We start from the raw sequence: 25,745 nt of genomic DNA on the forward strand, positions 1-25,745 counted from the left end.
TTTTATGAAGACTCATCATATTCTCATAGTAGAAGATGAAGCCATTACCCGCACCAAACTTGCAGGCTACTTTGAGTCTGAGGGTTATCGAGTGTCCGCGGTAAGCTGCGCTAGGGAAATGCGCATTGTCATCAATCAAGAAGACATAAGTATGCTTTTATTAGACATCAATTTGCCTGATGAAAGTGGCTTATTATTAGCCCGAGAAGTAAGGGCTAAAAGCAAAATGGGCATTGTGTTAGTTACTGGAAAAACGGATGACATTGACCGTATTGTAGGGTTGGAGATAGGCGCTGATGATTATGTTACTAAGCCATTTAACCCCCGGGAATTGCTTGCACGGGTAACTAACCTGTTACGACGCATTCACGAACATAGTGAAACACCCATACAGCACAAATCTATTTATCCATTTGATGGGTTATTGTTAGACGCATCTCGCCGCCATTTATTAGGGCGTGACAAACAAGAGATAAAATTGACCAGGGCTGAGTTTGAGCTTTTACTCGTATTTATGACCCATCCAGGCCAAGTGCTAAATCGTGATCGTTTATTATCACAGGTAACCCATCGCAGTTGGGATCCAAATGACCGCACTATTGATGTGTTAATTATGCGCTTGAGGCGCAAAATGGAACGAGACTACAAACACCCTGTGTTATTCACTACGGTGCATGGCGAAGGTTACCTCTTTAGTGGTCTAGATGAGTAGTGCTTACTAATCTAGGTGGGCAGCGCTCCAATTATTTATCGCCTTTTTTGAAATTCTTACAAGCTCAGGTAGATCTTCTAAAATGAGATCCGTACTTGTAGGTTGGGCGTGTTTGGCTTGATTTTCCAGCTGGTTCACCAGTTGGTATAACCTCTCAAGCCCTAAACTACCAGCCGCATTTTTAAAGTTATGAGCCAAATCGCTGAGTTTCACCCAATCTTCATGCTGCCTTGCTTTACCTATAGCGGCAAGGTTATAAGTGCACGATTCCATGAAAAGGCTGACCATTTTTAACATACAGAGTTTACCTAATACGTTTAGATCGTCATGGAGTAGCTTTTCATTAATCAACTTATCTTTCACTTCATTAGGCATGGACACCAACCTTTGTTGCGCTTGACTTACCCCTAGTAGTATTTCATTTAGCCTTTCTGGATCTATCGGCTTACCAACAAAACCGTCCATACCAGAGTTTAGATATGAATCCACTTCTTGAGGAAAAATATGCGCCGACATCGCAATAATTGGAATGGTTACGCCTAGGCGTTTATGCACTTGATGCATTCGCAGTGTCGCCTCAACACCATCCATGCCTGGCATACTGATATCCATCAAAATAAGGTCAAAGGTTTTATCTGCTAGTGCCACCGCTTCAAATCCACTTTTGGCCAATGTTACTTTGTGCCCTTCATGGCATAAGTAACCTTCAACCACTATGCGTCCAATATCATTGTCCTCTACCAACAAAATATCCATACTTTTCACAACGGGCTTACTTTCCTCAATGTTAGGCACTAAGCCCAACAATTCTGAGTCGCTCCAAAAAGGCAGCTCAAACCAAACCAATGCACCTTGTTTAACATCATTTTCAATACGGTTACTGATACCTATATTGCCTTCCATTGCTTCTACTAAGGTTTTACAAATAGATAAACCCAGCCCTGTGCCGCCAAACCGTCTAGAGGTTGAGGCATCATATTGTGTAAACGGCTTAAACAGCGTTAAATGCAACCCTTCGGGTATGCCTAACCCGGTATCTTTGACCTCGAATTTTAACCGCATGTTTGACAGGTTTTCATCAACTAAGCTTATATGTAACTCGATATGGCCTACAGAAGTGAACTTAATAGCATTACCCAACAAGTTGAATAGTATTTGTTGTACCTTGCCTTGGTCACCCACAAGAGTTTTATGTTGAAGTTGTGGCGCAATATGAACGTCAAATTTTAGACCTTTATCTGCTGCAGAACCTGCCATTAAGGCCATCATATTAGCTTCAACTGTGGCTAACTGGTAGGGCAAGTTTTCCACCTGAATTTGACCTTGCTCTACTTTGGCATAATCTAAAATGCCATTCAAAATGCCAAGCAAAGCCTCGGCAGCAGCTTGGCTTAGGTCAATATATTTTACCTGTTGTTGATCTAATTGTGTTTTCTGTAATAAGCGTAAGGTGCCTAATACGCCACTTAAAGGGGTTCTAACCTCATGACTCATAGTCGCCAAAAATGCAGTTTTAGCTTGGTTTGCTCGTTCAGCTTCTGTGCGTGCAGCTTCATGCTTTCCGGCGGTGACCAGCAGCTCCTGGTTTAGCTGCTGGAGCTGGGAAGTGCGCATACCAATCTCTTGCTGCAGTTCGGACTGATAGTTCCTTAATCGCAGTTCTACAGCCTCTTGTTGCTGTTCTAATTGCTGGCGCGCCAGCGCATTTTCTTTAAACACTTGAACCGTTTTAGCAAGCCGCCCTAACTCATCAGATCCACTAATTTTTAATTGATAATCAAAATTTCCTTGAGCCACTGCCAAGAAGGCTTGATTTAACTGAGTCAGACGCCGAAACACATTACGTTTGACATAAAACCACAATACGCCAATCGCAACTACAGCTAACGTCAAACACGCCATCAACAATATATTACGTCCATTAGCTACTGCAGTTCGCGCTTCATTAGTGGCCTTTTGCACTTTTTTACCTGCAGCCCGACTGGCACTATCAGCTTGGTCATTAAATGCTTTGGTTAACTTAACATTGGTGTTACTTAAGGCCACCAATTGAGTGAGCACGTTGATGCTACTTTTTTGTAATGAAAACAAATTGTTTAGCGTATCTTGGCTAGTATTAGTTTCCACCACTAACAATAAATCTAATCCTTGTTGACGACGACCTGGATCATTCACCTCTGCAACTCGGCGCTTAAGCACGGCCATATTGAGCTGGATATCTTGCTCAAGCTTATATAGTGCAGACAGTGTGGTTTGCTTAGGCAGTAATGAGAGCAAACCCATGAGGCTTGCAGAGCGTTGGCGCAGCTCATACATCCGGTCCATGTGGTCCAAGTCCACTTCAATGAGCCGATCAAAAGCCACATACAAAGCATCTTGCCCATCGTTGCCAGCAGCGCCTGCATTGGCATCTGCCAGATCATACAAACTAGAAGCTACAGCTGTAGTCATGGTGTTAGCGTTGGCCACTAAAGAGGTGCTAATATCATGAATCTTAGTCATCGCCAGCAAAGTTATCTTTTGTAACTGGTTCGCTTTTTGTAAATAGGCCAAGCGTTGTTTAACCAAGCTAATTTGCCGCACTAGGTTATTACTAATATTAACGCTCATACTTTGCAAAGCTAGGCTTTCAAACGGGTAGTCGCTGGCGCCGCCAAGCCAAGTAGACGAGTCATTTAATTGCTGGAGTTGATACTCAATGGTGGCTGTGATCTTTTTGCGTTCAGGTTCGTTAGTGACACCCAGTAGTGCAGGAGCGGCAGTAGCTAAACTGGCATTGATCTCAGTTAAGCTATGAGCAACGATGATGCTAGGTATAGCTTCATCAATGACCGAGTTTTGTTTACTCGCCACCCGCTCATAACCCTGCCAGCCAATAACGGCAGCAACTAATAACAAACTAATAGTTAGGGTCATGGCCAACAGTAATTTACTGCCGACACCAAGGTTGACAACCATAGGCACTCAGAAGGTAGACTAGCGTAATCGTAAAATACCACAACCGTGACTCTACCACAGCCGCTTTTAAGCCTTTAATGTATAACCTAAGATAGTTGGCACTATGATTTTTCGTTTCACGCAGTATTTCAGTTTGTTTTTATACCTAGTAGTAAGCTCTAGTGTTCATGCAGCTTGGAGCATTGTGGCTTGGGATCCCCCGTTTAGCTACGAAGGCAAACAACGATTATTACAATACCAGCCCATAAAGAGCGCAAGCCAAGTCTGGCATTTGTGTGTAACTTACCCTCACCTTAAAGATCCATACTGGCTGAGTGTTAACTACGGCATGGTGGAAGAAGTGAAACGACTAGGTATAAACATGACGGTTCTTGAAGCCGGTGGATACCCTCAATTGGCCACTCAAATTGCCCAGCTTAAGCATTGTACAGCGGTAGGTAGCGACGCTATTATCGTAGGCACTGTGTCTTATAACGGACTATCTCCCAGCATTCGCAAAATCGCTGAAACTACTCCTGTTATTGCTGCTGTAAACGATATTGAAAACGTTGGGGTGAGCGCTAAGGCGGGCGTGTCTTGGTATAGCATGGGACAAAAAGTAGGCCAATACCTTGCCAAACGCCACCCTACCAAAGGCGAAAATGAAGCTAAGGTGGCGTGGTTTCCAGGCCCTAAAGAATCAGGTTGGGTGCAATTTATCGATGCGGGTTTTAATGAGGCAATAGCGGGTTCTGGTGTAAGTGTAGTGGCCGTAAAGTGGGGAGACACTGGCAAAGAAATTCAGCGTAACTTATTACAAGAGGTTTTCGAGGAGACTAGCGACTTTGACTACATTGTAGGCACAGCACTTACCGCAGATGCAGCAGTGAGCGAACTATTGAGCCGCAACTTACGCGGCAAAATTGACATCGTATCAACCTACTTCACCCACAATGTATTTCGCGGCATTAAACGTGGCCATATTTTAGCAGCACCCACTGATTCGCCAGTACTACAAGGTAAACTAGCCGTTGACCAAGCAGTTAGAATCCTTGAAGGCACCCTTAACGAGCCTCACCTTAGCCCACACATTTTGATGATTGATCAAAACAATGTAGGCCAGTTTGATACTAAAAAGTCTCTTGCTCCCGCGTCGTTTTGGCCTACATTTGAGGTCATCTCAAATGTACCATTACCTACTAACTAAACACCACGATGTGGGTAGTATTTAGCGCTGTCACTCATTTCTTGAGAGCCTAAAGAGGCCCTACTCATGCTGTAAGACATGGCTAAGGCTTTAAGAAAGCCAATTTGAAACGCATGTTTTCTATACGGGGTTCTAGTCTAGCACCAAAGTGGGCTACTGTAGTTTCCCATTGGTCAGTAGGCACTGCCAAAAACACACCTTGTTGCTGCATTACTAAGTTTTCCAGCTGTCCCATTTTCACTGGTTTAGCTTTATCATGGCTATAAAAACGTGCAGAAAACTCTAATTTTGGAGCAAGATAATAAAGCCTGGACCAATTGGAGTTATCACCAATTTGAGGCTGTTGAGCTACGTATTCAGCAATCGTTTTTTCAGTTTTCATCAAGTTATTGTTGTTAGCAATAAATGCACTAAATATGAGCCCTGCTATGGGCATAAACCACATTACAAAGATAAACCCAAGCTTGCGCCATTTTTGACCATTGTTAAGTTTCACAATAGCCCAGCCCATAAGTAGTGCAAAAGCTGGCATAGAAGGCAGTACATAAGTCCAGATGACATTCCCTGCAGCGGTGAAGAACACAGGCGTTACTAAAGCCCATAATAACGCATAAATAACCACAGGCTGTTTCAGCGCATGCCACACCGTTTTGCGTAAGCTCGCTGTTAACATATGGCCTACCAATAGCAATAACGCCAAAGGTCCCCATGGGGTAGACCCCGCCAGCCAATGAAGCCAGATCATGCCTTTTGCTTCTTTGTGAGCATGGCCATACAGGTCACCCATCCAGCCTGGATCTACAAACCGCATGAAGTGCTCACCTACAATAAAGTAGTTGATAAAGCCTGGGGTTTTAAGCTCGGCTAATATGTACCATGGCAAAGCTATGAGTAAAGTAAGCAAGGTGCCTCTTATCCACGGCATTGTGCGCAGGTAATGCATGAGTTTGCCTTGAAATAGCACCCAAAGACCTATGGGGGCACCAGCGATAACGATTGCCAAAGGGCCTTTGGCAAGCAAACCGATACCTAAACCGATAAACACCCCATAGCGCCAATACCAAACATTTTCTTTGGGTGCCAAATAAAACGCTACCATAGCCCACGTGGTGCCCAAAGCTAGATATGGGTCAGTCATCACAGTGCCCGCTGCTAAAAAGGTAAGCAACATGCTGCTATACACCACGACACTTGCAGCAGCGACGTGAGCACTAACTGCAGATACCGCCATACGCCAAAGCATCCAAGCCGTAGCAATAAAAGCCAACAAAGCCGGCAAGCGACCCGCAAATTCGTTGATGCCAAACAATTTAAATGAAAGTGCTTGAGCCCAAAAAGACAGTGGCGGTTTGCCCCAAAAAGGTACATCTGGCTCAAACCATGGGGTAATCCAATCATTGGTTGTTAACATTAAACGGGCAATTTCGGCATACCTTGGCTCTGTAGTATCAGCCAATGGCACCACTACCATGGCTATTATCCGCACTAATAACAAAGTGCCTAATAACCAAATAAGATTAGTCCGTTGTAACATTAACTGGTGTTCCTTTTGTTGGTGTAGCGCTTGTATTGCTAGATTTTTTCACTATCTTTTGCACCACGTCTTGAATAATAAATAGTGGCCGCTGTTTGGCCTCAAAATAGGTTTTACCTACATACTCACCCAACACACCTATAGAGAGTAACTGCACACCCCCTAAAAAAGTAATCATGGCAATAATAGAAGGATAGCCATCTAAGTCATTACCAAACGCGAGGGTTTTAAACACAATCCAAAAACCAAATATGCCACCTAATAAAGCGGTTATTAACCCCAAAATGACCATCGCACGCAGTGGCGCTATAGAGAATGAGGTAATGCCTTCAAACGCCAGGCCAAACAAATTGAAATAATTCCACTTGGTTTGCCCCGCTGCACGATCTGCCACATCGTACTCCATCACGTGGGTGGGGTAGCCTACCCATGCAAATAGGCCCTTCATGTAACGGTTGCGCTCGGGTAAGCGGTTAAGCGAATCTAAAGACCTGCGACTCATGAGACGAAAATCACCCGTATCTTCTGGGATGCTCATGGGCCCGGTGATACGGTTCATAATACGGTAATAAAAATATGAGCCTAGCTGTTTAGCCCGCGACTCCCCTTGCCTACTGCGCCTTTTCATGGCGACAATGTCTGCCCCATCACGCCACTTTTGCAACATGTCTGGAATGAGTTCTGGTGGATTTTGTAAATCAGCATCCAACACAATGATAGCCTCACCACAGGCATGCTCTAAACCTGCAGAAAGCGCCGCTTCTTTGCCAAAATTACGGGACAAAATCAAAGCTTTTACACATTCATCATTTTGCGCCTGTTCGATAAGGTACTGGGAGCTAGCATCTTTACTACCATCATCTACCATGACCATTTCATAGGGCAAATTAACCTGCTGCATCACCTTTCTTACTCGCTCAAATAATAGCGGCAATACGTCTATTTCATTATATACAGGAATAATCAGTGAAATAATTGGTGTGGCAGCACTTTGACCCACGTCAAAGGTTTGGTTAGTTGTGTTATTTTGCACGAAATACAACCTTTTTATATAACAAGAAATTAACCACCATAACCACCCCTGTGGTCACTACTTGTGCAATTAATGGATCTGAAAATAACCCACCATAAAGACTGTAGAAAAATCCCAAGTTCAACAGCCAACTAATCAACACCGCAGGCGTGTATGCCAATAGCGCTTTTTTATGCTGTCGCTTGGTTTTAAAGGTGAAAAAGTATTGTAAAAAATAATTCACAATAGCGCCTATAAAAGCACCGATACTAGAGGCCAAAACAGCTTCTATTTGCAAGGTGAGTAAGCCCCAAAACACACCCCAATGCACTGCAGTAGCAATGCCGCCACTGATCAAAAAGCGAAGAACTAATTTAACAAGAGTTAACAGCGATGCTACGTTTGCCATTTAAGGGGCCAAGTGTAAATAGGACAATGTCTAAGAGTGCAAAATTATAAAATAATTCCCTACTTAGAACAATGAATCAATGCACTAGCATAGACCTTAATCAGCCCCTTAGTATATAGTGCGGCCATATGATTTGAACAGTAGGCGCTAGCCCATGAGTAGAACTCAAAATTTATTATTGATTGCTTGTTTGGCCGTGGTTGCGGTGTTTGGCACTTATGCCTATTTAGCCAAGCAAAGTAGTTCTCATTCTGACCTTGACAAGTGGTACACCCAAGGGCAAGTAAACCAAGGTCAGGCTTTATTTGCAGACCATTGTGCCGCTTGTCATGGCGCAAAAGGGCAGGGGGCTAATAACTGGACACAGCCTAATGCTTTAGGAGTTCGCCCAGCACCGCCACTCAATGGCACTGGACATGCTTGGCACCATTCGTTAGCAGATTTAACTCAAACTGTTGTGCACGGTCGTGGGCTTATGCCAGCTTGGAAAGACACCCTTAGTGAAGCAGAAATTATGGCCACTTTGGCTTGGACTCAAAGCCTTTGGCCAACTCCAATATACGCCGCTTGGTCACAGGCAAACCCATGAGGGCGCAACCAAACTACTCATCACCTAACACAAGCTCTGCTAGGTTGTTATATCGTAACGGCGCCATTATGGTGATTATGTGTGGTCTATTGTGGAGTACTGCTGGCATTGGTGTGCGCTATATAGATAGTGCCACCGGCTGGCATATTGTATTTTTCCGCTCTGTTGGCTTAGTCATTACTATACTGATGGTGATGGCATGGCGCAGTAAAGGTGATCTAATCACGCCATTAAAGCGCACCAATAAGCTTAGTATATTGGCGGGCTTGTTTATGGGCGCTTCATTTTTTGGAAACATTTTTGCCCTACTACACACCAGCGTAGCCAATGTCACCTTTTTACTGAGCTCTACGCCCTTTATTGCGGCTTTACTTGGCTGGATTATTTTGGGTGAGCGGGTTAAAAAGCGCACTTGGGCAGCTATTGCACTAACCAGTGTTGGGGTAAGTGTAATGGTAGGTAATGCCTTAAGTGGAGATGGCATTATCGGTATGGGCTTTGCTTTGATGATGGCCGTTTGTTATGCCGCATTCACCGTAATTATGCGCCGAGGCAAAAGTGGAGATATGTTACCTGCTGCATTAATAGCAGGTATTTTTTCCATGCTAGTAGCCAGCTATGCAATTGATGATTTCGCTATAAGCTGGACAGATCTTGCCATTTGTCTGGCTTTAGGTTTTTTTCAAATGGGCCTAGCCATGGTGTTGTTTATTGCAGGTTCAAAACACGTGCCTGCAGCAGAGCTGACCTTACTCACGATGCTAGAAGTGATTTTAAGCCCTATATGGGTTTGGTTTGTGTTTAATGAACACCCAGGCTATTGGACGTTAATAGGTGGTAGTATCATTATGCTAGGCGTTTTGATACAAGCCATTGGCGCTAGCCGCAGCCAGCCAAAGCCGCAAATAGCCTAACTATTTGCGCAGGCTAGGCTTAAACAAACGCAAGCGATTGGCATTAGTCACTACCGTCACCGAAGATAAAGACATCGCCAAAGCTGCAAGCATGGGGCTAAGTAATACCCCTGTGAAAGGAAATAATACACCTGCAGCGATGGGGATACCTAAGCTGTTATAAGTGAACGCTCCCCATAGGTTTTGTTTAATGTTACGTAAAGTAGCGTGGCTTAATTCGATGGCATCTGCCACCCCATGTAACGAGCTATTAAGTAAACATAAATCTGCACTTTCAATCGCCACATCAGTGCCTTGCCCCATAGCAAAGCTTACATTAGCTTGGCTTAAAGCAGGGGCATCATTAATACCATCACCCACCATAGCCACCACATTGCCTTGCTCTTGTAGGTGTTTTATATGGTTAAGCTTATCTTGTGGCATCAAGTGCGCAGCATAATCATCCACACCCACTAAACCAGCCACACGCATTGCTGTAGCTTGGTTGTCGCCTGTTAGCATCATGACTTTAATGCCTTGTGATTTAAGTCGTTTTATAGCATCGGCACTATCTGGCTGCACGGCATCTTCAAGCCCAAATCCACCTATTAGTGCCCCTTGATGAGCAACTAATACCAAACTCCTACCTTTAGTTTGTTGTATCGCTAACCACTCTTTTGCAGCACCAAGGTCTACATTTTTAGTGTCCATGAGTTTCACATTACCCATAGTGAACTCACCATTTTTCATGCCTTCCATCTCCATCACCCCCTCCACTCCTAGACCAGAAACAGAAACGAAACTTTCCACCTTAGGTGCTAATGAGGCTGAAGCGTCCGGCAAGACACTGTGACAATAGGTCACTATCGACTTTGCAATAGGGTGCTGTGATGCTTGCTCTATAGCTTGAGCAAGTTCCAATGTATGCATGGGGTCTGCATTATTAAACACTGCAAAGTCTTCAACACTAGGGTGCCCTTGAGTAATGGTTCCAGTTTTATCCAACACCACCCAATCTATATTACTGGCTTGTTGCAGTGATTGTGCATTGCGCACTAATACGCCCATTTGTGCAGCTTTGCCGATACCGATCATCACCGAAATAGGCGTGGCTAAACCTAATGCGCATGGGCAAGCTATAATAAGCACTGATATAGCGGTTACAAAACTGTATGTAAGGGCAGGCTGGGGGCCAAAAAAAGTCCATGAAAGGGCCGTTATCACAGCAATAACTATCACCACTGGTACAAAAATAGCAGCCACTTTATCTGCTAGCTGACTAATGGCAGGTTTACTATTTTGTGCTTTTCTTACCATCTCTACAATGCGCGCTAACGCTGTATCTGCACCTACTCTTGTGGCTTCATAGATTACGCTGCCTTGGCCATTAATAGTGCCTGACACCAAATCATCACCTATGTTTTTTAACACCGGCATGGGTTCGCCTGTGAGCATCGATTCATCAACATAGCTTTGTCCCTGGGTTACCACACCATCCACAGGTACACGATCGCCTGGCTTAATACGTAAAAAGTCTCCTACTTTTACTTGAAGTATATTAACCATCTCTTCACTTTCCCCCTCACTACTGCCCACCAAATAGGCGTGTGTTGGGCGCAGACCAAGTAAGTTTTTGAGGCTAGATTGGGTTTTAAGGCGTGCACGCATCTCTAATACTTGGCCTAAGTTAACTAAACCAATAATCATAACGGCTGCTTCAAAATACACTCCGCGTGCATTTTCTGGAAATATAGTTGGCTGATAAACTGCCACTATAGAATACAACCAAGCAGCGCTGGTGCCGATAGCGATCAAGGTGTCCATATTGGCATGGCCAGTTTTAAGGGCTTTAAAGCCACTTTTATAAAAATGCTCGCCTGTCATCATCATCATGGCCAAGGTAAGCCAGCCCACGGCACGCAATATAAATGGGTCAGCAATGTCCATGCCAAAAAACATCAAACATATACCCAAACCTACGCCACCAGCGGCATACCAAGACCGAGTCTTTAACAGCTGCTGCAACTCTTTTGTTTGCTGTTCTTCAGATAATGCAGGATCTTCTATCAATGTGGCGTTATAACCTGCATCTTGTACGGCTTGAATCAGCTGTTGCACATCACCACCACTGATGTCTGCAGTGCGCGTGGCAAAGTTCACTTGGGCAGCGACCACATTGGGAGCTTGGTTAAGGGCTTTTTCAATACGCCCCACACAACCTGCGCAGGTCACTCCCGATAGGGCTAACTGTGTCGTTTTGTCTTGTTTGTTATTAGTCATGGTAGTTAGCTTCTATAATTGAAATATTGCACTCATTTAATTAAGTGGCACATTATATGCCATCAAGCACACAAAACACTCAGCGCTGTAGCATATCTAGGTCTTAAAGGTAGTGGGAGTCCCCTTTAGTCCTATAACACTTAAGGGTTGTTGAGTGAATACAGATAGTGTGCAATGGCCTTTATGTCCTCTTCGGTCATTTTACCTGTGGTGTTTTCCAGCACGTGACTCATACTTCCACCCATAAAATCACCGTCAGGTTTCATGCCTATGGCCAAAGAAAATTCAATATCCTCTTTATTCCATAGGCCAAAGCCTGATTTATTTACATCTAATAACGGCGGCACCTTTTCTCCTTCAGGGCCATTTTCATTACCGATCATACCAGCGTCCTGCATACCTCCTATTAGGTTTCTAGGCGTATGGCATTGGACACAATGACTTGGACCATTCACAAGATAACTCCCTCTATTCCAAAGTTTACTTTGGTTAACATCTGGAGCCCACATGGGGCTTGTGTTGAGCATTTTCCAAATGCCCAATAACCTTCGCTGGTTAAAGGGAAAGCTTAATTGGTGAGATTGAGTGGGTTCAGATATAGGCTCTTGCTCATCCAAATAGGATTTAAGATCTAGTAAATCCTGTGTGGGTATATTTGCATATGATGTATATGGAAATGCTGGATAATAGTGTTCACCCTCAGGGCTCACGCCATCGCGCATAGCACTAACAAACTCATCATCTGTCCAACCACCAATACCAAACTGATTATCTGGGCTAATATTAGGGCTAATAAACGCACCAAAAGGTGTTTCCAGCTCTACGCCACCTGCCAAAGACTGGTTCTTAGTGTGGCATGAAGCGCATCCACTAATATGAAAGATATACTCCCCACGAGAAACTACCTCGCCATGCTGTGTTGCTAGTACTACTGATGCGCTAAGTACAAAAGCAATGGAGGCTAGCGAATAAAGTAGCCTGCGTGTAATAGACCATTGATTAAAGCTCTTCATAGCATTTACTTCTTTTTCCGATAGCCTTTATGACATGTTTTACAACCACCACTGAGCTTTACAAATTGTTTAGTAAGAGGGCGCAACTTGGAGCCTTGTTGCGCCATTTCGACTAGCTTTTTGGCGTCGCTGTTTGTGCGCTCATTAATTTTTACAAAATCATCCCAATTTTGCCAAATGGCAGGCAAGGCTTCACTGTCACCTTGGATTGATTTTTCTGGAAATAGAGTCGTTAACGTCTCACTATGCCAAAGAATAACCTCGCCATTATCTATAAACACCGCTGGGTCAAATGCTTTTTTACCTTTGACCACTGATGCCATAGACTTCATCGCATCAGCCATACCAGACATGGCATCCATACGCTGCTTTACTACACCTGTTGCGCCAGTGTGGGCGTTTGCGTTTAAAGCACTAAACAACATGCCAAGCGCTATCATCATAGTGCCTACGTTTTTTGCTATATTGATCATCTTCATATTCTCCTTACTACCCTGCTTGGATAGAATAAGTGTGCTATTCATCAATAGACTTACATTTTGTGTGCAATCGTATTAATACCATTTTGCTCCTGCACCTCACGAATGAACTTTAATAGAAACACCATATCACCAAAGGCAACGTGCTGCTGAGCAGGCATATCACCAAAGTTCCAGTGATGCTGACGCACACCGTTGCGCACAGCATTAATAAAAGACTGGTTGGCATGGTGGCCTGGGTTATAGATGTTGTGTATTAATGGTGGCCCACCCATGCCTCCAGAGGCATTAACACCGTGGCAAGAGGCACAGTTGGTATTAAATACTATCTGACCTTTACCAGCGGCAGCTGACAAAGAGCCCACTTTGACGTCCACATGGCTGTTATTGTGATCTGCAGATACAGGACTAATCAGGAACAGACCTGATAATAATAAAATGACTAGCTTAATTGTATTGTTCATTGTGATGCCTAATTAGAGGTTTATTATTAGTTTAAATACAGTTTTAATAAGTTATCGGCTATTAATTACGCGCCACTTTTGATAAATATCATCAGGCCAATAATCTTGAAATGCAGCGATTACAGATCTTTGCTCTGACTCAGTTAGGCTCCCCTGAAACCCCGGCATGCTGCCACCAAGGGAAGCTCCACCAGCATTTACAGTGCGTAATAACACCTCAAGAGAATGATGCCAAGCGTGAGCACTTCCATTAATGGGAGGGGCTGGAAAAAAGCCATTTTTATCTACAGTTTTCCAATCCTTTGCACCTTCACCCAAGGCGCCATGGCAGGCGGCACAGTTATTGGTGAATAGCGCCTTGCCCTGTGATAACTGCTCAGGGCTATACCATCTTGCAGACAGGTTAAGCCCTGTAATCTTTTCATCGCTACAGGCTGATAATATACCCACAGCAGCTATGACTAATACCCACCTGGCAGGCACAAACTTAGGTTTTAACATCGCCAAAAATCCAACTTAATAAGAGTAATAGATGTTGCTAACAAAGTGATATTTACATCTTAGATGTAAAGTACCCACATTCAGCACAGCCACTCTAAGCCAATGGAGACGATGCTCTTTTAGCTAAAATGAATCTGTAATGAGCTGCGATGATTTACAGCAACAACAAAAGTGAAGGAAATTTAAGTGACTTGAGGAGGTTTGGTAGATAGGGTTTGTATATATACTTTACTACTGAATTGATAAGTAGAATTAGGCGAAGACAACTCCACAAGGCCCATAGAAAAAGCACTGGAGGTTATAGATGTCATATTTAAGTGACAATGAAAATGGCTAAAAAAACCACCGTCACCACCCATAGCATCACACCCCTGTGTCATCACCTCATTACATGCTTGCGTATGCATCACATTATGCGCATCGCTAGATACTGGCACATTTACACTTGCATACATTTTTCCTGCTGATAAAAGCAGTAAGCAAAGAGCGAGTGAGGTTATGAGGATTCGAATCATGTATACACTTAAGGGTTATGTTAGTCATTAATAAATAGACATACATCATAGTACAACATCCTGATGCTATAGCACTAACCCCATTGGTAAATAGTTGTAAACATAAGCTAAAAGCTGCGCCATAGTACCTATATCTTGCTCAAGTATGCTTGTTGATCTAAGATTAAAGCATCCCTTTGGTCAACGAGCATCCATCATGAAACAGTTATTAATCACTGGCGCCAATCGTGGTATTGGTCTGGAATTTACACAACAATATTTAAGTAATGGCTGGCGTGTTTATGCCACCTATCGCAACAACCCTGGCACTGATCTTGAGGCATTGGCCTGTGATCAACTTACACTATTGCCCTTAGATGTTGCAGAAGACGATGGGATTTTGGCGCTACAACAAACCCTTAGTGGCATTGACTTAGATCTCATTATTAACAATGCGGGTGCATTTGGCCCCACTGCAACTGATCAAGCCTTAGGCACTGTGTCTAGGGAAATATGGCTGGATGTACTTAATATAAACACTGTGGCGCCTCTTATGCTGGCACAAGCGTTACACAAAAACCTTGTATCCAAACGTGGCACATTTGCAGTATTGAGCTCGCGCTTGGGCAGTATTGCTGAGAATGGGGCCGACAATAACGGTCTTTACATTTATCGCTCCTCCAAAAGCGCCGTAAACCAAGTGGTAAAGTGTTTGTCGATAGATTTGAAAGCTCAAGGCATCACTGTTGTCGCCCTACACCCAGGCTGGGTACGCACAGATATGGGTGGCCCAAGCGCTTCTATTGATACTCAAACCAGTGTTAATGGGTTACGCCATGTGTTGGGGAGTATTAGTCTAGAGGACAGCGGCCGCTTTATTAACTATGACGGCAATGCTATTGCTTGGTAAGCCTAGGGTTTAATCTGCCTCATATGCAAAACGTGGCACATGTTTGCCATCGATTAGCACCGTTTCAGTAAACATGACCAAAGGCCTTACCCATAGGCCTTTTTCACCATAAAGTGCTCGATAAAGCACTAGCTCTTCTTCGGTTTCTGAATGGCGCACTGTATCAATCACTTGATACTCAAAACCTTTGTAGTGCCTATAGAGTCCAGCTTTTATCATTGTATTACCTTACTTAATTTAAATTTATGTCCACAAGCAGGTACAATACCTTTATCAAATTTCTTTGCAACGCTTTATTATGACTATAAAAGTAGGAATTAATGGATGTGGCCGCATGGGCCGCCTTACCTTACGTGCCGCATGGCAGTGGCCAGAGTTTGAATTTATTCAGCTTAATGATCCTGCTGGAGATGCACAAACCACCGCACATTTACTTAAATTTGATTCAGTGCACGGCACATGGGAAGCTGACATAGATGCTCGTGAGGGCAGCATCTTTATAAATGGAAAAGAAATAGCCTATACTCAAAACACCCTGGTATCCTCTACCAACTGGAGTGACTGCCACCTTGTGATTGAGGCCAGTGGTAAGGTTAAAACTAAAGCTTTATTACAAGCTTATTTAGATCAAGGTGTGAAACGAGTGCTAGTGACGGCTCCCGTAAAGCAGCCCGGTGTATTAGACCTAGTAATGGGAGTAAATCACCACCTTTATGACTCCAAACAACATCAGCTAGTGACCGCAGCCTCTTGCACCACCAATTGCTTGGCCCCAGTGGTGAAAGTGCTACACGAAAATCTAGGCATTTTACATGGGTCCATGACCACCATTCACGATGTCACCAACACCCAAACCATATTAGACAGCCACCATAAAGATCTGCGCCGCTCTAGGGCCTGTGGCATGAGTTTAATCCCTACCACAACAGGCTCCGCCACTGCTATTACACACATTTTCCCAGACTTAAAAGGCAAACTTAATGGCCACGCAGTTCGTGTGCCTTTGGCCAACGCGTCACTCACAGATTGTGTGTTTGAAATGCAACAAGAAACATCGGTAGAGCAGGTTAATACATTATTTGAAAATGCCGCCGAGTCTCCCGAATTAAAAGGTATTCTGGGTTTTGAGAAACGTCCGTTAGTGTCTATTGATTACCGTACAGACCCGCGTTCGTGCATCGTGGATGCTTTATCTACTATGGTAGTTAATGGTACACAGGTAAAACTTTATTTGTGGTACGACAACGAATGGGGTTATGTAAACCGCGTAGCGCAACTAGCTAAATACATCTGCACTGATGATCACTAATGCAACCCTCAAGCTCTAATAGCTTAGCCCAATATGCTTTGGTCACAGGTAATTATTGGGCTTTTACCCTAACCGATGGCGCCTTACGCATGTTGGTGGTACTGCATTTTTATAGCTTGGGCTACGATGCCTTTAGCATTGCATTAATGTTTTTATTTTACGAACTCTTTGGCGTAGTAACTAATTTACTGGGGGGCTATTTTGGTGCCTGGGTAGGCCTGAACCGTATCATGAATATTGGTTTAGGTTTACAAATAGTCGCTTTATGCATGCTGTTAGTAAGCCCTCACATGCTCACTGCAGCTTGGGTAATGGCAGCCCAGGCACTTTCTGGTATCGCTAAAGACCTCAACAAAATGAGTGCCAAAAGCGCTGTTAAATTACTAGCCCCTAGCAACCAAAGCGCTAGTTTATACCGCGCAGTAGCATTATTGACAGGTTCCAAAAACACTTTAAAAGGTGTTGGGTTCTTCATGGGTGGGGCCTTGCTTGGTAGTGTTGGTTTTACCAGTAGTATCCTCATCATGGTGGCAAGCCTAAGCATTGTTTGGCTGTTTAGTTTGGTGTTATTAAAGACCGACTTAGGCCGCCATAAACACAAGCCTAATATCGCTTTGCTGCTCTCTAAGAGCGTGGCTATTAACCGATTAAGTGGTGCACGTTTGTGCTTATTTGCTGCTAGAGATGTGTGGTTTGTAGTCGCTTTACCAGTTTATCTTGCACAGCAATTATCTTGGGAGCATTGGCAAGTGAGTAGCTTTTTAGCCATGTGGGTGATCGGTTACGGTTTGGTGCAGATAATGGCTCCTGTGTTAACCCAAAAGCCCCATCAAAAAACCCTCACACACACTCTTATACTTGCCCATAAAAGCGCCTTTAAATGGCAAAGCATGCTGTCAGTGATCCCTGTATTTATTGCTTATGGTTTGTATATGCAATGGCAGGCCAGCGTTGTTTTAATCATAGGGCTTGGCGTTTTTGGTATTGTCTTTGCCGTTAACTCTTCCCTTCATAGCTACCTTATTCTTGCCATGTCTACAAAAGATAAAGTGGCTATGGACGTCGGTTTTTACTACATGGCAAATGCTTGTGGCCGGCTATTAGGCACCGTACTTTCTGGCTTTGTGTTTTTACAATTTGGTTTTATTGCCTGTTTGTTATTGTCGACCCTACTGGTGGTATTTGCCGCCTTTATTACCTATGGGCTGGCTAAACCAGCTCCTATCAACAGCTAATCCAATAACGTCTTACATAACCGCTTAAATAACCAAAGGCACGGTTTGAGTATCTGCTGAATTTTTGGGTAATACCTTTGCCATAGCACCATGTAAAGCCTCTACACAGGGCCAATAGGCACTGCCTGAACGCGCTAAAAAACCTATTTCACGGGCTTGCTTAGGGGATGTGATGGGGATATAGGTGATATTTTGCTCTCCATGACTAATCCAAGCATCCATGCTGAGCTGAGGCACTATAGTGGCGCCATTTCCGGCTGATACCATATATCTTAGGGTTTCTAGGCTTGCGCCTCTAAAAGCTTGAGATTGGCTTTTTAGTTGGCACATTTGTTGGGCTTGGTCTGCTAAACAATGGCCTTCTTTTAGTAGTATTAGCTCTGCCCCCGCAAGCTGGCCCCTTGTGACTTGGGTTTTTTTGGCCCATGGGTGCTCATGCCCTACCCCTAACCAAAGGGGCTCTTGCCAAAGGCTTAAATGTCGTAAGCCTGCTTGGGGTTGTGGTAAAACCAAGATACCTATATCAATCTCACCACTTTTTAGCTGGCGTAAAAGCTCATGGGTTTCTAATTCATGAAGCTCGATGGTTAACCCTGGCAGTAAGGCATTTACACAAGCCCCCGTTTTGGCCATCAAATAGGGTGCCAAAGACGGAATAATGGCTAATTTTAAGCGCCCAGTAAGAGGTTTATTGGAAGCCCTTGCGAAGGCTTCCAGCTCATGTGCTTGCAACACCATGGCTTTGGCACGCTGTGCTATTTCTCTACCCACATGGGTGAGAATCACTTTTTTTGAGCCTTTTTCTATAAGCTCTACGCCCAACTGATTTTGCAACTTTTTTAACTGTCCACTCAAAGTAGGCTGGCTTACATAACAAGCCTGTGCGGCTTTGCCAAAGTGGCCCAGTTCATCCAGTGCAACAAGATAACTTAGATCTTTCAAACTCAACATTATCGGTAATACCTATTGAAAAACATATTTATAACGATTATACAAATAATAATAGATACTGCACAATGACATATCGGTGGCGTTTAGCTTTCGAAACCACTCTATATAAGTACCAACAAAAGGAACAAGGAACATGAGCCCAGGAATTACAGTACCCCAAATTACTTTTAAATATCGCGTACGTGATGCCAGCATTGGTGGAGACAACCCATTTCGTTGGCAAGATGTCACTACAGATGAGATTTTTGGCAACAAAAAAGTTGTTGTTTTCTCATTGCCTGGTGCTTTCACACCTACTTGTAGCACCTTTCAAGTGCCAGGTTTTGAAGCCGCATACGAAGAGCTAAAGCAGCATGGCGTAGACGAAGTATATGTATTGTCTGTAAATGACACCTTTGTAATGCGCAAGTGGATGCTTGATCAAGACGTTAAAAACATTAAATTTATTCCCGATGGCAATGGTGAATTTACCCGCCAAATGGGCATGCTAGTAGACAAGACCAACGTAGGCTTTGGCCCACGTTCATGGCGTTATGCCATGGTAGTAGATAATGGTGTGGTAGAGCATTGGTTAGAAGAGCCAGGCCGTAAAGATAATAATGGTGGCGATCCATTCTCTGTCAGTTCTGCCGAATCAGTACTTGCTGCCATAAAGGGCTAAGTGCTTAGCTCGATAAGAGCAAGGTTAGGTATCAAAAAAGGGCCCAAATAAGGCCCTTTTTTATTAATATGGATTTTTAATAGCATGTTATTATCAAACAGTGTAATATTCGCCGCGTAATATCACTTGCATCCGCGTTATCTCGGCCACACTTCATAATAAAGTGGCACGGTAAGGCACCAGCAGGTGCCGGGCATTGGCATACCTTATTAATATTTAATATTAAACTTAGGTTGAGGCCAATGTATACCGAACAAAGGGCACGAGACCCTTTCTATACGCCAGTATTAATACAATATGGCTAAACCCTCTAAATTAATGACTTAGCTCTAGATAAGTAGTATTTTTTATCTACGATTATGCATTAGCTTTAGTGGCTTTACGCTTATTTTTATGTGGCTGCTCCATTGAAAGACCTCGTAAATCACTCCTATTTTATCTCGGCTTTTTTGTTACATCTGGGAGAGTGGCTTTGTTTATGCGCGGGCTTTGTGGATATTTGTGTCCATTTAAGTCATTAGATTACTTATTTAGGATTACACCATGACCACTTTTGCAGACTTGGCACTTTCAGCGCCAGTACTTAATGCGATCACTCGCATTGGCTACGAACAACCATCCCCCATTCAAGCCGCTGCCATTCCACATATTTTGGAAGGCAGAGACATTTTAGGTACAGCACAAACAGGTACAGGTAAAACTGCTGCCTTTGCACTACCTACATTATCTAACATCGATTTAAAAATTGAAGCACCACAGGTGTTAGTGCTTGCACCCACCCGTGAGCTAGCTATTCAGGTAGCTGAAGCTTTCCAAAACTACGCCAGTGACATGCGTGGCTTCCATGTATTGCCTATTTATGGTGGCAGTAGCATGAGCGGACAATTACGTCAGCTACAACGTGGTGTACACGTAGTAGTGGGTACTCCTGGTCGTGTCATGGACCACCTTCGTCGTGGCACTTTGAAGCTAGACAAACTAAAAACTGTTGTTTTAGATGAAGCTGACGAAATGTTGCGTATGGGCTTTATTGACGATGTGACTTGGATTTTGGATCACACTCCAAAAGAGCGCCAAGTGGCTTTATTTTCCGCCACTATGCCTGCTGTTATTCGTAAGGTTGCTAACACTTACCTTAACAACCCTGAAGAAATTAAGATTGAAGCCAAGACCGCTACTGTAGACAGCGTGACTCAGCGTTACTGGAAAGCCGTTGGCACTAGTAAGCTAGACGCGATGACTCGCATCTTGGAAGCAGAAGATTTTGACGGCGTCATCGTTTTTGTACGCACTAAGACCCTAACTGTAGAGCTAGCTGAAAAGCTAGAGGCTCGTGGCCATCGCGCCTCAGCAATTAACGGTGACATGTCTCAACAGCTGCGTGAACGCACGATCGAGCATTTAAAGAGCAGCAAAATTGATATCGTAGTAGCTACTGACGTTGCCGCTCGTGGTATCGACGTAGCTCGTGTTAGTCACGTTATTAACTACGACATTCCTTATGATACCGAAGCTTACGTTCACCGTATTGGCCGTACTGGCCGTGCTGGTCGTTCTGGTAATGCCATTTTGTTCGTTGCTCCTCGTGAACGCAACATGCTGCGCTCAATCGAAAAAGCCACTCGTCAATCAATCACTCCAATGGACTTACCTAGCCGTGAGCAAGTTAAAGAGCGTCGTATTGACCAGTTTAAGGCTAGTATTGATAAAGCCCTTGAGCAGTCTGACTTAAGCATTTACAGCGACATCGTTGAAGCGTTTGTTAAAGAACGTGAAGTTGCTCCAGAGCAAGTGGCTGCGGCACTAGCATTTATGGCTCAGCAAGATCGTCCACTGACTATGGCCGACAACAAGCCTGAGCGTCGCGATTCTCGTGATACAACACCAGGATTCAACGAAGAAGAGCGTCCACGTCGCAAAGAACGCAAGCAAGAAGAGTTTAGTGGTGAGTCGATCGCTATGGAGCGTTTCCGCATAGAAGTAGGCCATGAGCATCAGGTTAAGCCTGGTGATATTGTAGGCGCTATTGCTAACGAAGCAGACCTTAGCAGCGCTTACATTGGGCGTATTAACTTGTTTGATGATCACTCAACAGTAGACCTTCCTGCAGGCATGCCTGCTGAAATGCTACAGTTACTAAAGAAAGTGCGTGTACGTAACAAGCCGTTAAACATTCAGTCTCAAGGCGCAGCAGAGGACTTTACTCCTGGCGCTAAGACACCTCGTCCTAAGCGTGGTAATGATCGTTCGAACCGTCGTCCAGAGCGTCGTTCGTAAGCTCATCTAGCTAGTAGAAATTAGTAACAAAAGGGTGCCTGAAAAGGGGCCCTTTTTTATTGCCTAAAGCAATTTTTCATAACAACGAAACAAATGCTGCCCTGAAGAATGGATCATATACTCAGGCTGTAGCTCATTAAAACCTAATTTCTCTAACACCTTGCCTGAAGCAAGATTATCTACACGATGTGCCGCAACCACACGTTTCATAGCATATTCTTTTGTGGCTAGCTGCAGCATTAATTGGCCCGCTTGTGCACAAAAACCCTGGTTCCAATAAGGCTCTCCCACCCAATAACCCAAGTTGCCACTGGCATTTAGGCCCCTAGTGATTTGATCTATGCTGATTGCACCAACGCACTGATTAGTTGCCAAACTAACAATGGCTCTAATAATAGCAGTGCCGCCGCGGTGCTGCGCGCCATGAGAGGCTATCCAGGTTTTAGCGCCATCTTTAGGGTAGGGGTAAAGGATATTGCTTGCCATCCGCGCTACTGCTTTATTACTTACCAAAGCTTGTACTCGCTCACTATCTGTGGCCAAAAAAGGCCTGATAGCAACATGAAATCTTGAGTCTATTAACACCATAAGTATTTCTAAAACTAGGGAATACGCATTTTTACTTTACCCATGTAGGTAAAGCAACATAAAATCAGTACTCAAATCATTTTATAGCTGAAACCCTTATGGCCACTATTCACGTTGACTTAGATACTATTGAAGCCACCACTGCAAAAGCTTTAGAAGCCCATGGTGCAAAACCTTGGATTGCCAGCTGTGTGGCTCAGGCTGTGCGTGTGGCAGAGGCTCATAGCAACAAAATTTGTGGCCTATTTTACCTACAAAGCTACTGTAGCCAGCTATTATCAGGTCGTGTAAAAGGTGATGTAGAGCCACAAGTGCACCAACCCAAACCTGCTAGTGTGATGGTAGATGCCAAGCTAGGTTTTGCACAGGCTGCTTTTTCTCGCGGTTTAGACACAGCACTTTTAGCTGCAAAAACTAACGGCGTCGCCACTTTAGCTATCTGCCACTCTCATACCTGCACCTCCATGGGTTACTTCACAGAACAGATTGCTCGTGCGGGCTACATCGCTATTGGCATGACTAACGCAAAGTCTTGTGTATCGCCTCCAGGAGGCACTAAAGCTGTGCTTGGCACTAACCCTATTGCCATGTCAGTGCCTGATGGCAAGGGTGGTTTAGCCATGCAATTTGATCAATCTACAAGCGCCATTGCCATTGGCAAAATCAATATGGCAGCCACTGCGGGCGAGCAAATCCCCTTAGGCTGGGGCGTTGATAGTGAAGGCAACCCTACTCAAGACCCTAACGCTGTATTAAAGGGCGGGTCACTGGTGTCCTCTGGTGGTTATAAAGGCTATGGGTTTGGTCTAATGGCAGAAATTCTCGCAGCAGCCTTTACTGGTGGCAGCACCAGCACACAGCTAGATCCTCTAAAAGCCACTGAAGGCAACCCTCATGACTTAGGCCAATGTTATATCATTATTGACCCAACCAACGTTGCTGGAGATCTATTTTGGGACAAGCTAGACACTATTTCAGAAGCCATCACCAGCCAAGCTGGAGCGCGACTTCCCGGCACTAATAAAGTGTTGCTAAGTAGCGTAGAGCTAGATGAGCAAATGTGGAATGACGTACTGGCCCTAACTCAAGTTTAGGCTAAAATACGGCTGGAGCTGTTTGCGTCATCAAAAGCCCAGTGGTTGGATGAATGAAACTTAGCTTCCAAGCATGTAACTGCAAGCGTTTGGCCTGTTGTAGAGCTTGGGGATGAGCATAAAAATCACAGCCACTTATAGGGTGGCCTATCTGCGCCATATGCACTCTTAGTTGGTGAGAGCGCCCAGTGACAGGCTTTAACAACACCTTTGTTTGTAATGTGGCAGCTTGTCTTTCAAGCACCTCAAAACGAGTTAATGAAGGCTTACCCAATTCATGATCTACCATTTGTTTAGGCCTGTTAGGCCAGTCACAGATAAGTGGTAAATCAATTTCACCAGCGTCTTCTTTTAGTAGCCCATACACCCATGCCAAATATTCTTTATGCGTTTCTCGTTCTTGAAACTGACGACTTAAGGCCGATAAATTGGCCTTACCGCGAGCTAATATCATGATGCCAGACGTGTCCATGTCTAAGCGATGCACAATAAAAGCGTCACTATATTGTTGTTGTACTCGTGTAATTAAGCAGTCTTTATTAAGCGGGTGTTTGCCTGGCACAGATAACAGACCACTGGGCTTATCCACCACTAAAATATCTTCATCTGCATAAATAATAGTCACTTTTTGCTCACAAAAAGGAACAATAAAATCAGTCATTATCTGGTATAACTCGATAGCCTGAAGGCTCTAACACCACCGATTTTGATTTGATGTAAAACACAATAACACCCACACCAATCGATAACACATAGCCCCAAAACCACCATCGACTATGGCCATTTAGCTGCACTAAACTAGAAATTAAACCGCCAGTAAACCCTAATGTTAAATACAAAAGCCATTGTTTCCAAGTAGGTGCAGCGGTTCTTGGCAAAATATAAAAGGTGCCACACGCTGGGCACCCATAGGCCTTGTCTGGGGCTTTGTAATCTTCACATAGTTGATTACGTGAGGTGATCTTAAAGTCGCACTGGGGGCATTTATTCGCCATGGTCAGCACCGCCACTAATTTGAAAGCCTACGCGCTGAGGAAGACCATCGGTTATTTCATAATAGTCAGCTTTGTCTTCCACATAAATATGCTCTACTAGCTTTAATTTACTGGGCTGATCTAAAGTGCCAGCAAAGATAGAAACAGTGGATTTATCCGTATGATCCCAAAATAAATTTCCACCACATTGCTGACAAAAACCACGTCGAATACCCTTAGAAGAGAAATACCATTTAAGGCCTTGCTCCTCTAACAGAGCTATATTTTCACGTGGCGCACTGGTAGCTGCCACATGATGACCACTTGTTTTTTGACATTGCGTACAGTGACACGCAACCACTGGCCGCAACACACCTGTGACTTGATATTTAACCGCGCCGCATAAACAGCCGCCTGTTGCCTTATTTGTCATTGCTATACACCTCTGGAAACCAATCTAATGGCATTTTATCACCATCAGCTTGGATTAAACCATCAAATGGCGGCGATGTTGGGCCACCTCTATCAGCATAACGTACATCATCACCCATAAAGCGCGTAGAAAAAGCGCGTCTGCGGCTAGTTAATGCGTTACCTGGCGCACCGTGCACTGTTTTAAAGTTAAACAGCACACAATCACCCAGCTCTAATTCGGGAATCAAGATATTTTGCGACTCATCAATGTCTGGCATGTCCATATAATCAGCATCATTACTATACCAAGGCTTATTACTAGACCACCGCGTTGGCCGCACCAACTTAGGCCAGCGATGAGAGCCCAACACCACTTGCAGTGTGTTGGCCGCAGTTACTTTATCAAGGGGTATCCAGTAACTAGCTGTTTGTTCACCAGACACACAATAATAGGGCATATCTTGATGCCAAGGCGTGGCTTTGGCAGTGCCTGGCTCTTTCACTAAAATATGATCATGAAACACTTGAATGCGTTTTGAAGAGGTCGCTTGTGCGGCAATTTGAGCTGCAGGTGAGTGATTAATCCATTGTTGGAATTCATCAATGCGCTGCCAATTACAATAGTCTTCAAAAAAGCGCCCAGCTTCACCCTTAGCCACATTTTCACGTCCATGCTCACTAGGTGAAGACAACACTTTATCAAAACCTGTTCTTAGGCAATCTATCCAGTCTTTAAACACGCCTTTAATAACAATAGCGCCATCGCGCTCATAATCGTCAACTTGTGACTTACTTAGATACATGAAAA

At 44.1% G+C, this 25,745-nt stretch carries 27 protein-coding genes; 10 read left to right on the plus strand and 17 right to left on the minus strand.

The annotated features are described in order from the left end of the window. The first annotated feature begins 4 nt into the window (after positions 1-4). The gene (gene torR, locus ABXT42_RS10920; RefSeq protein ID WP_443628171.1) at positions 5-712 is read left to right on the plus strand and encodes a two-component system response regulator TorR; all 708 of its coding nucleotides are present in this window, start codon (positions 5-7) and stop codon (positions 710-712) included. A 6-nt stretch (positions 713-718) separates the two neighbouring features. Here the strand turns inward: torR and torS are convergent, their stop codons facing one another. After that, positions 719-3,670, minus strand: coding sequence for a TMAO reductase system sensor histidine kinase/response regulator TorS (gene torS, locus ABXT42_RS10925; RefSeq protein WP_443628172.1), 2,952 nt, complete (start codon positions 3,668-3,670; stop codon positions 719-721). Positions 3,671-3,773: 103 nt separating this feature from the next. On the opposite strand from torS, the gene torT reads away from it, so the two are divergent. Beyond that, positions 3,774-4,856 (plus strand): TMAO reductase system periplasmic protein TorT, encoded by a 1,083-nt coding sequence (gene torT / locus ABXT42_RS10930; RefSeq protein ID WP_443628173.1) that lies wholly within the window; start codon positions 3,774-3,776, stop codon positions 4,854-4,856. Positions 4,857-4,938: 82 nt separating this feature from the next. Here torT and ABXT42_RS10935 read toward each other — a convergent pair whose 3' ends face one another. The 3 genes from ABXT42_RS10935 to ABXT42_RS10945 are packed head-to-tail and all read right to left on the minus strand — an operon-like array spanning position 4,939 to position 7,811. Continuing rightward, on the minus strand, positions 4,939-6,390 hold the full coding sequence (locus ABXT42_RS10935; RefSeq protein WP_443628174.1) for an ArnT family glycosyltransferase: 1,452 nt from the start codon (positions 6,388-6,390) through the stop codon (positions 4,939-4,941). Beyond that, the gene (locus tag ABXT42_RS10940; protein WP_443628175.1) at positions 6,374-7,423 is read right to left on the minus strand and encodes a glycosyltransferase family 2 protein; all 1,050 of its coding nucleotides are present in this window, start codon (positions 7,421-7,423) and stop codon (positions 6,374-6,376) included. The genes ABXT42_RS10935 and ABXT42_RS10940 overlap by 17 nt, the downstream gene beginning before the upstream one ends. Then, the gene (locus ABXT42_RS10945) at positions 7,413-7,811 is read right to left on the minus strand and encodes a GtrA family protein (RefSeq protein ID WP_443628176.1); all 399 of its coding nucleotides are present in this window, start codon (positions 7,809-7,811) and stop codon (positions 7,413-7,415) included. The genes ABXT42_RS10940 and ABXT42_RS10945 overlap by 11 nt, the downstream gene beginning before the upstream one ends. 154 nt (positions 7,812-7,965) lie before the next feature. Between ABXT42_RS10945 and ABXT42_RS10950 the strand changes: the two genes are divergently transcribed. Together ABXT42_RS10950 and ABXT42_RS10955 are read left to right on the plus strand one after the other, a co-directional pair. Beyond that, the gene (locus tag ABXT42_RS10950; RefSeq protein ID WP_443628177.1) at positions 7,966-8,400 is read left to right on the plus strand and encodes a c-type cytochrome; all 435 of its coding nucleotides are present in this window, start codon (positions 7,966-7,968) and stop codon (positions 8,398-8,400) included. Then, the gene (locus ABXT42_RS10955) at positions 8,397-9,314 is read left to right on the plus strand and encodes a DMT family transporter (protein WP_443628178.1); all 918 of its coding nucleotides are present in this window, start codon (positions 8,397-8,399) and stop codon (positions 9,312-9,314) included. Before ABXT42_RS10950 ends, ABXT42_RS10955 begins: the two co-directional genes overlap by 4 nt. On the opposite strand, the gene ABXT42_RS10960 is transcribed toward ABXT42_RS10955, so the two are convergent. The 6 genes from ABXT42_RS10960 to ABXT42_RS10985 form a co-directional block, all read right to left on the minus strand. Next, positions 9,315-11,573 (minus strand): heavy metal translocating P-type ATPase, encoded by a 2,259-nt coding sequence (locus ABXT42_RS10960; protein WP_443628179.1) that lies wholly within the window; start codon positions 11,571-11,573, stop codon positions 9,315-9,317. A gap of 140 nt (positions 11,574-11,713) precedes the next feature. Then, positions 11,714-12,586: a c-type cytochrome gene (locus ABXT42_RS10965; protein ID WP_443628180.1), complete on the minus strand. Its 873-nt coding sequence runs from the start codon at positions 12,584-12,586 to the stop codon at positions 11,714-11,716. A gap of 5 nt (positions 12,587-12,591) precedes the next feature. Further along, the gene (locus tag ABXT42_RS10970; protein ID WP_443628181.1) at positions 12,592-13,059 is read right to left on the minus strand and encodes a c-type cytochrome; all 468 of its coding nucleotides are present in this window, start codon (positions 13,057-13,059) and stop codon (positions 12,592-12,594) included. A 59-nt stretch (positions 13,060-13,118) separates the two neighbouring features. Further along, a complete protein-coding gene (locus tag ABXT42_RS10975) occupies positions 13,119-13,529 on the minus strand; it encodes a c-type cytochrome (protein ID WP_443628182.1) in 411 nt (136 codons plus the stop codon). 51 nt (positions 13,530-13,580) lie between these two features. Next, entirely contained in the window at positions 13,581-14,030 is a 450-nt protein-coding gene (locus ABXT42_RS10980) for a cytochrome c (protein ID WP_443628183.1), read from the minus strand. A gap of 182 nt (positions 14,031-14,212) precedes the next feature. Then, the gene (locus tag ABXT42_RS10985) at positions 14,213-14,545 is read right to left on the minus strand and encodes a hypothetical protein (protein WP_443628184.1); all 333 of its coding nucleotides are present in this window, start codon (positions 14,543-14,545) and stop codon (positions 14,213-14,215) included. Between the two features lie 196 nt (positions 14,546-14,741). Between ABXT42_RS10985 and ABXT42_RS10990 the strand changes: the two genes are divergently transcribed. Next, on the plus strand, positions 14,742-15,434 hold the full coding sequence (locus ABXT42_RS10990) for an SDR family oxidoreductase (protein ID WP_443628185.1): 693 nt from the start codon (positions 14,742-14,744) through the stop codon (positions 15,432-15,434). A gap of 9 nt (positions 15,435-15,443) precedes the next feature. Here ABXT42_RS10990 and ABXT42_RS10995 read toward each other — a convergent pair whose 3' ends face one another. Next, positions 15,444-15,653, minus strand: a complete 210-nt coding sequence (locus ABXT42_RS10995; protein ID WP_443628186.1) for a DUF1653 domain-containing protein — start codon at positions 15,651-15,653, stop codon at positions 15,444-15,446. 79 nt (positions 15,654-15,732) lie between these two features. On the opposite strand from ABXT42_RS10995, the gene ABXT42_RS11000 reads away from it, so the two are divergent. Further along, a complete protein-coding gene (locus tag ABXT42_RS11000) occupies positions 15,733-16,743 on the plus strand; it encodes an ArsJ-associated glyceraldehyde-3-phosphate dehydrogenase (RefSeq protein WP_443628187.1) in 1,011 nt (336 codons plus the stop codon). Further along, positions 16,743-17,978, plus strand: coding sequence for an organoarsenical effux MFS transporter ArsJ (arsJ, locus tag ABXT42_RS11005; RefSeq protein WP_443628188.1), 1,236 nt, complete (start codon positions 16,743-16,745; stop codon positions 17,976-17,978). Before ABXT42_RS11000 ends, arsJ begins: the two co-directional genes overlap by 1 nt. A 24-nt stretch (positions 17,979-18,002) precedes the next feature. On the opposite strand, the gene ABXT42_RS11010 is transcribed toward arsJ, so the two are convergent. Continuing rightward, the gene (locus ABXT42_RS11010; protein WP_443628189.1) at positions 18,003-18,929 is read right to left on the minus strand and encodes a LysR substrate-binding domain-containing protein; all 927 of its coding nucleotides are present in this window, start codon (positions 18,927-18,929) and stop codon (positions 18,003-18,005) included. Positions 18,930-19,062: 133 nt separating this feature from the next. Between ABXT42_RS11010 and ABXT42_RS11015 the strand changes: the two genes are divergently transcribed. Then, the gene (locus ABXT42_RS11015) at positions 19,063-19,590 is read left to right on the plus strand and encodes a peroxiredoxin (protein ID WP_443628190.1); all 528 of its coding nucleotides are present in this window, start codon (positions 19,063-19,065) and stop codon (positions 19,588-19,590) included. Positions 19,591-20,133: 543 nt separating this feature from the next. Beyond that, positions 20,134-21,867: a DEAD/DEAH box helicase gene (locus ABXT42_RS11020; protein WP_443628191.1), complete on the plus strand. Its 1,734-nt coding sequence runs from the start codon at positions 20,134-20,136 to the stop codon at positions 21,865-21,867. A gap of 63 nt (positions 21,868-21,930) precedes the next feature. On the opposite strand, the gene ABXT42_RS11025 is transcribed toward ABXT42_RS11020, so the two are convergent. After that, positions 21,931-22,455, minus strand: coding sequence for a GNAT family N-acetyltransferase (locus tag ABXT42_RS11025; protein WP_443628192.1), 525 nt, complete (start codon positions 22,453-22,455; stop codon positions 21,931-21,933). A gap of 98 nt (positions 22,456-22,553) precedes the next feature. Between ABXT42_RS11025 and ABXT42_RS11030 the strand changes: the two genes are divergently transcribed. Next, complete coding sequence (locus ABXT42_RS11030) at positions 22,554-23,549, plus strand: Ldh family oxidoreductase (protein WP_443628193.1); 996 nt, start codon at positions 22,554-22,556, stop codon at positions 23,547-23,549. Position 23,550: 1 nt separating this feature from the next. On the opposite strand, the gene ABXT42_RS11035 is transcribed toward ABXT42_RS11030, so the two are convergent. The 4 genes from ABXT42_RS11035 to ABXT42_RS11050 are packed head-to-tail and all read right to left on the minus strand — an operon-like array spanning position 23,551 to position 25,740. Further along, positions 23,551-24,210 carry a pseudouridine synthase gene (locus ABXT42_RS11035; RefSeq protein ID WP_443628194.1) on the minus strand — a complete coding sequence of 220 codons (660 nt, stop codon included), beginning with the start codon at positions 24,208-24,210 and terminating at the stop codon, positions 23,551-23,553. Further along, complete coding sequence (locus ABXT42_RS11040; RefSeq protein ID WP_443628195.1) at positions 24,203-24,544, minus strand: hypothetical protein; 342 nt, start codon at positions 24,542-24,544, stop codon at positions 24,203-24,205. Before ABXT42_RS11040 ends, ABXT42_RS11035 begins: the two co-directional genes overlap by 8 nt. After that, positions 24,534-24,956, minus strand: a complete 423-nt coding sequence (locus ABXT42_RS11045; protein WP_443628196.1) for a GFA family protein — start codon at positions 24,954-24,956, stop codon at positions 24,534-24,536. Before ABXT42_RS11045 ends, ABXT42_RS11040 begins: the two co-directional genes overlap by 11 nt. Further along, positions 24,946-25,740, minus strand: coding sequence for a phytanoyl-CoA dioxygenase family protein (locus tag ABXT42_RS11050; RefSeq protein ID WP_443628197.1), 795 nt, complete (start codon positions 25,738-25,740; stop codon positions 24,946-24,948). Before ABXT42_RS11050 ends, ABXT42_RS11045 begins: the two co-directional genes overlap by 11 nt. Positions 25,741-25,745 lie beyond the last annotated feature (5 nt).

Source organism: Candidatus Njordibacter sp. Uisw_002 (assembly GCF_047730155.1).
Taxonomy (GTDB): domain Bacteria; phylum Pseudomonadota; class Gammaproteobacteria; order Pseudomonadales; family Balneatricaceae; genus Njordibacter.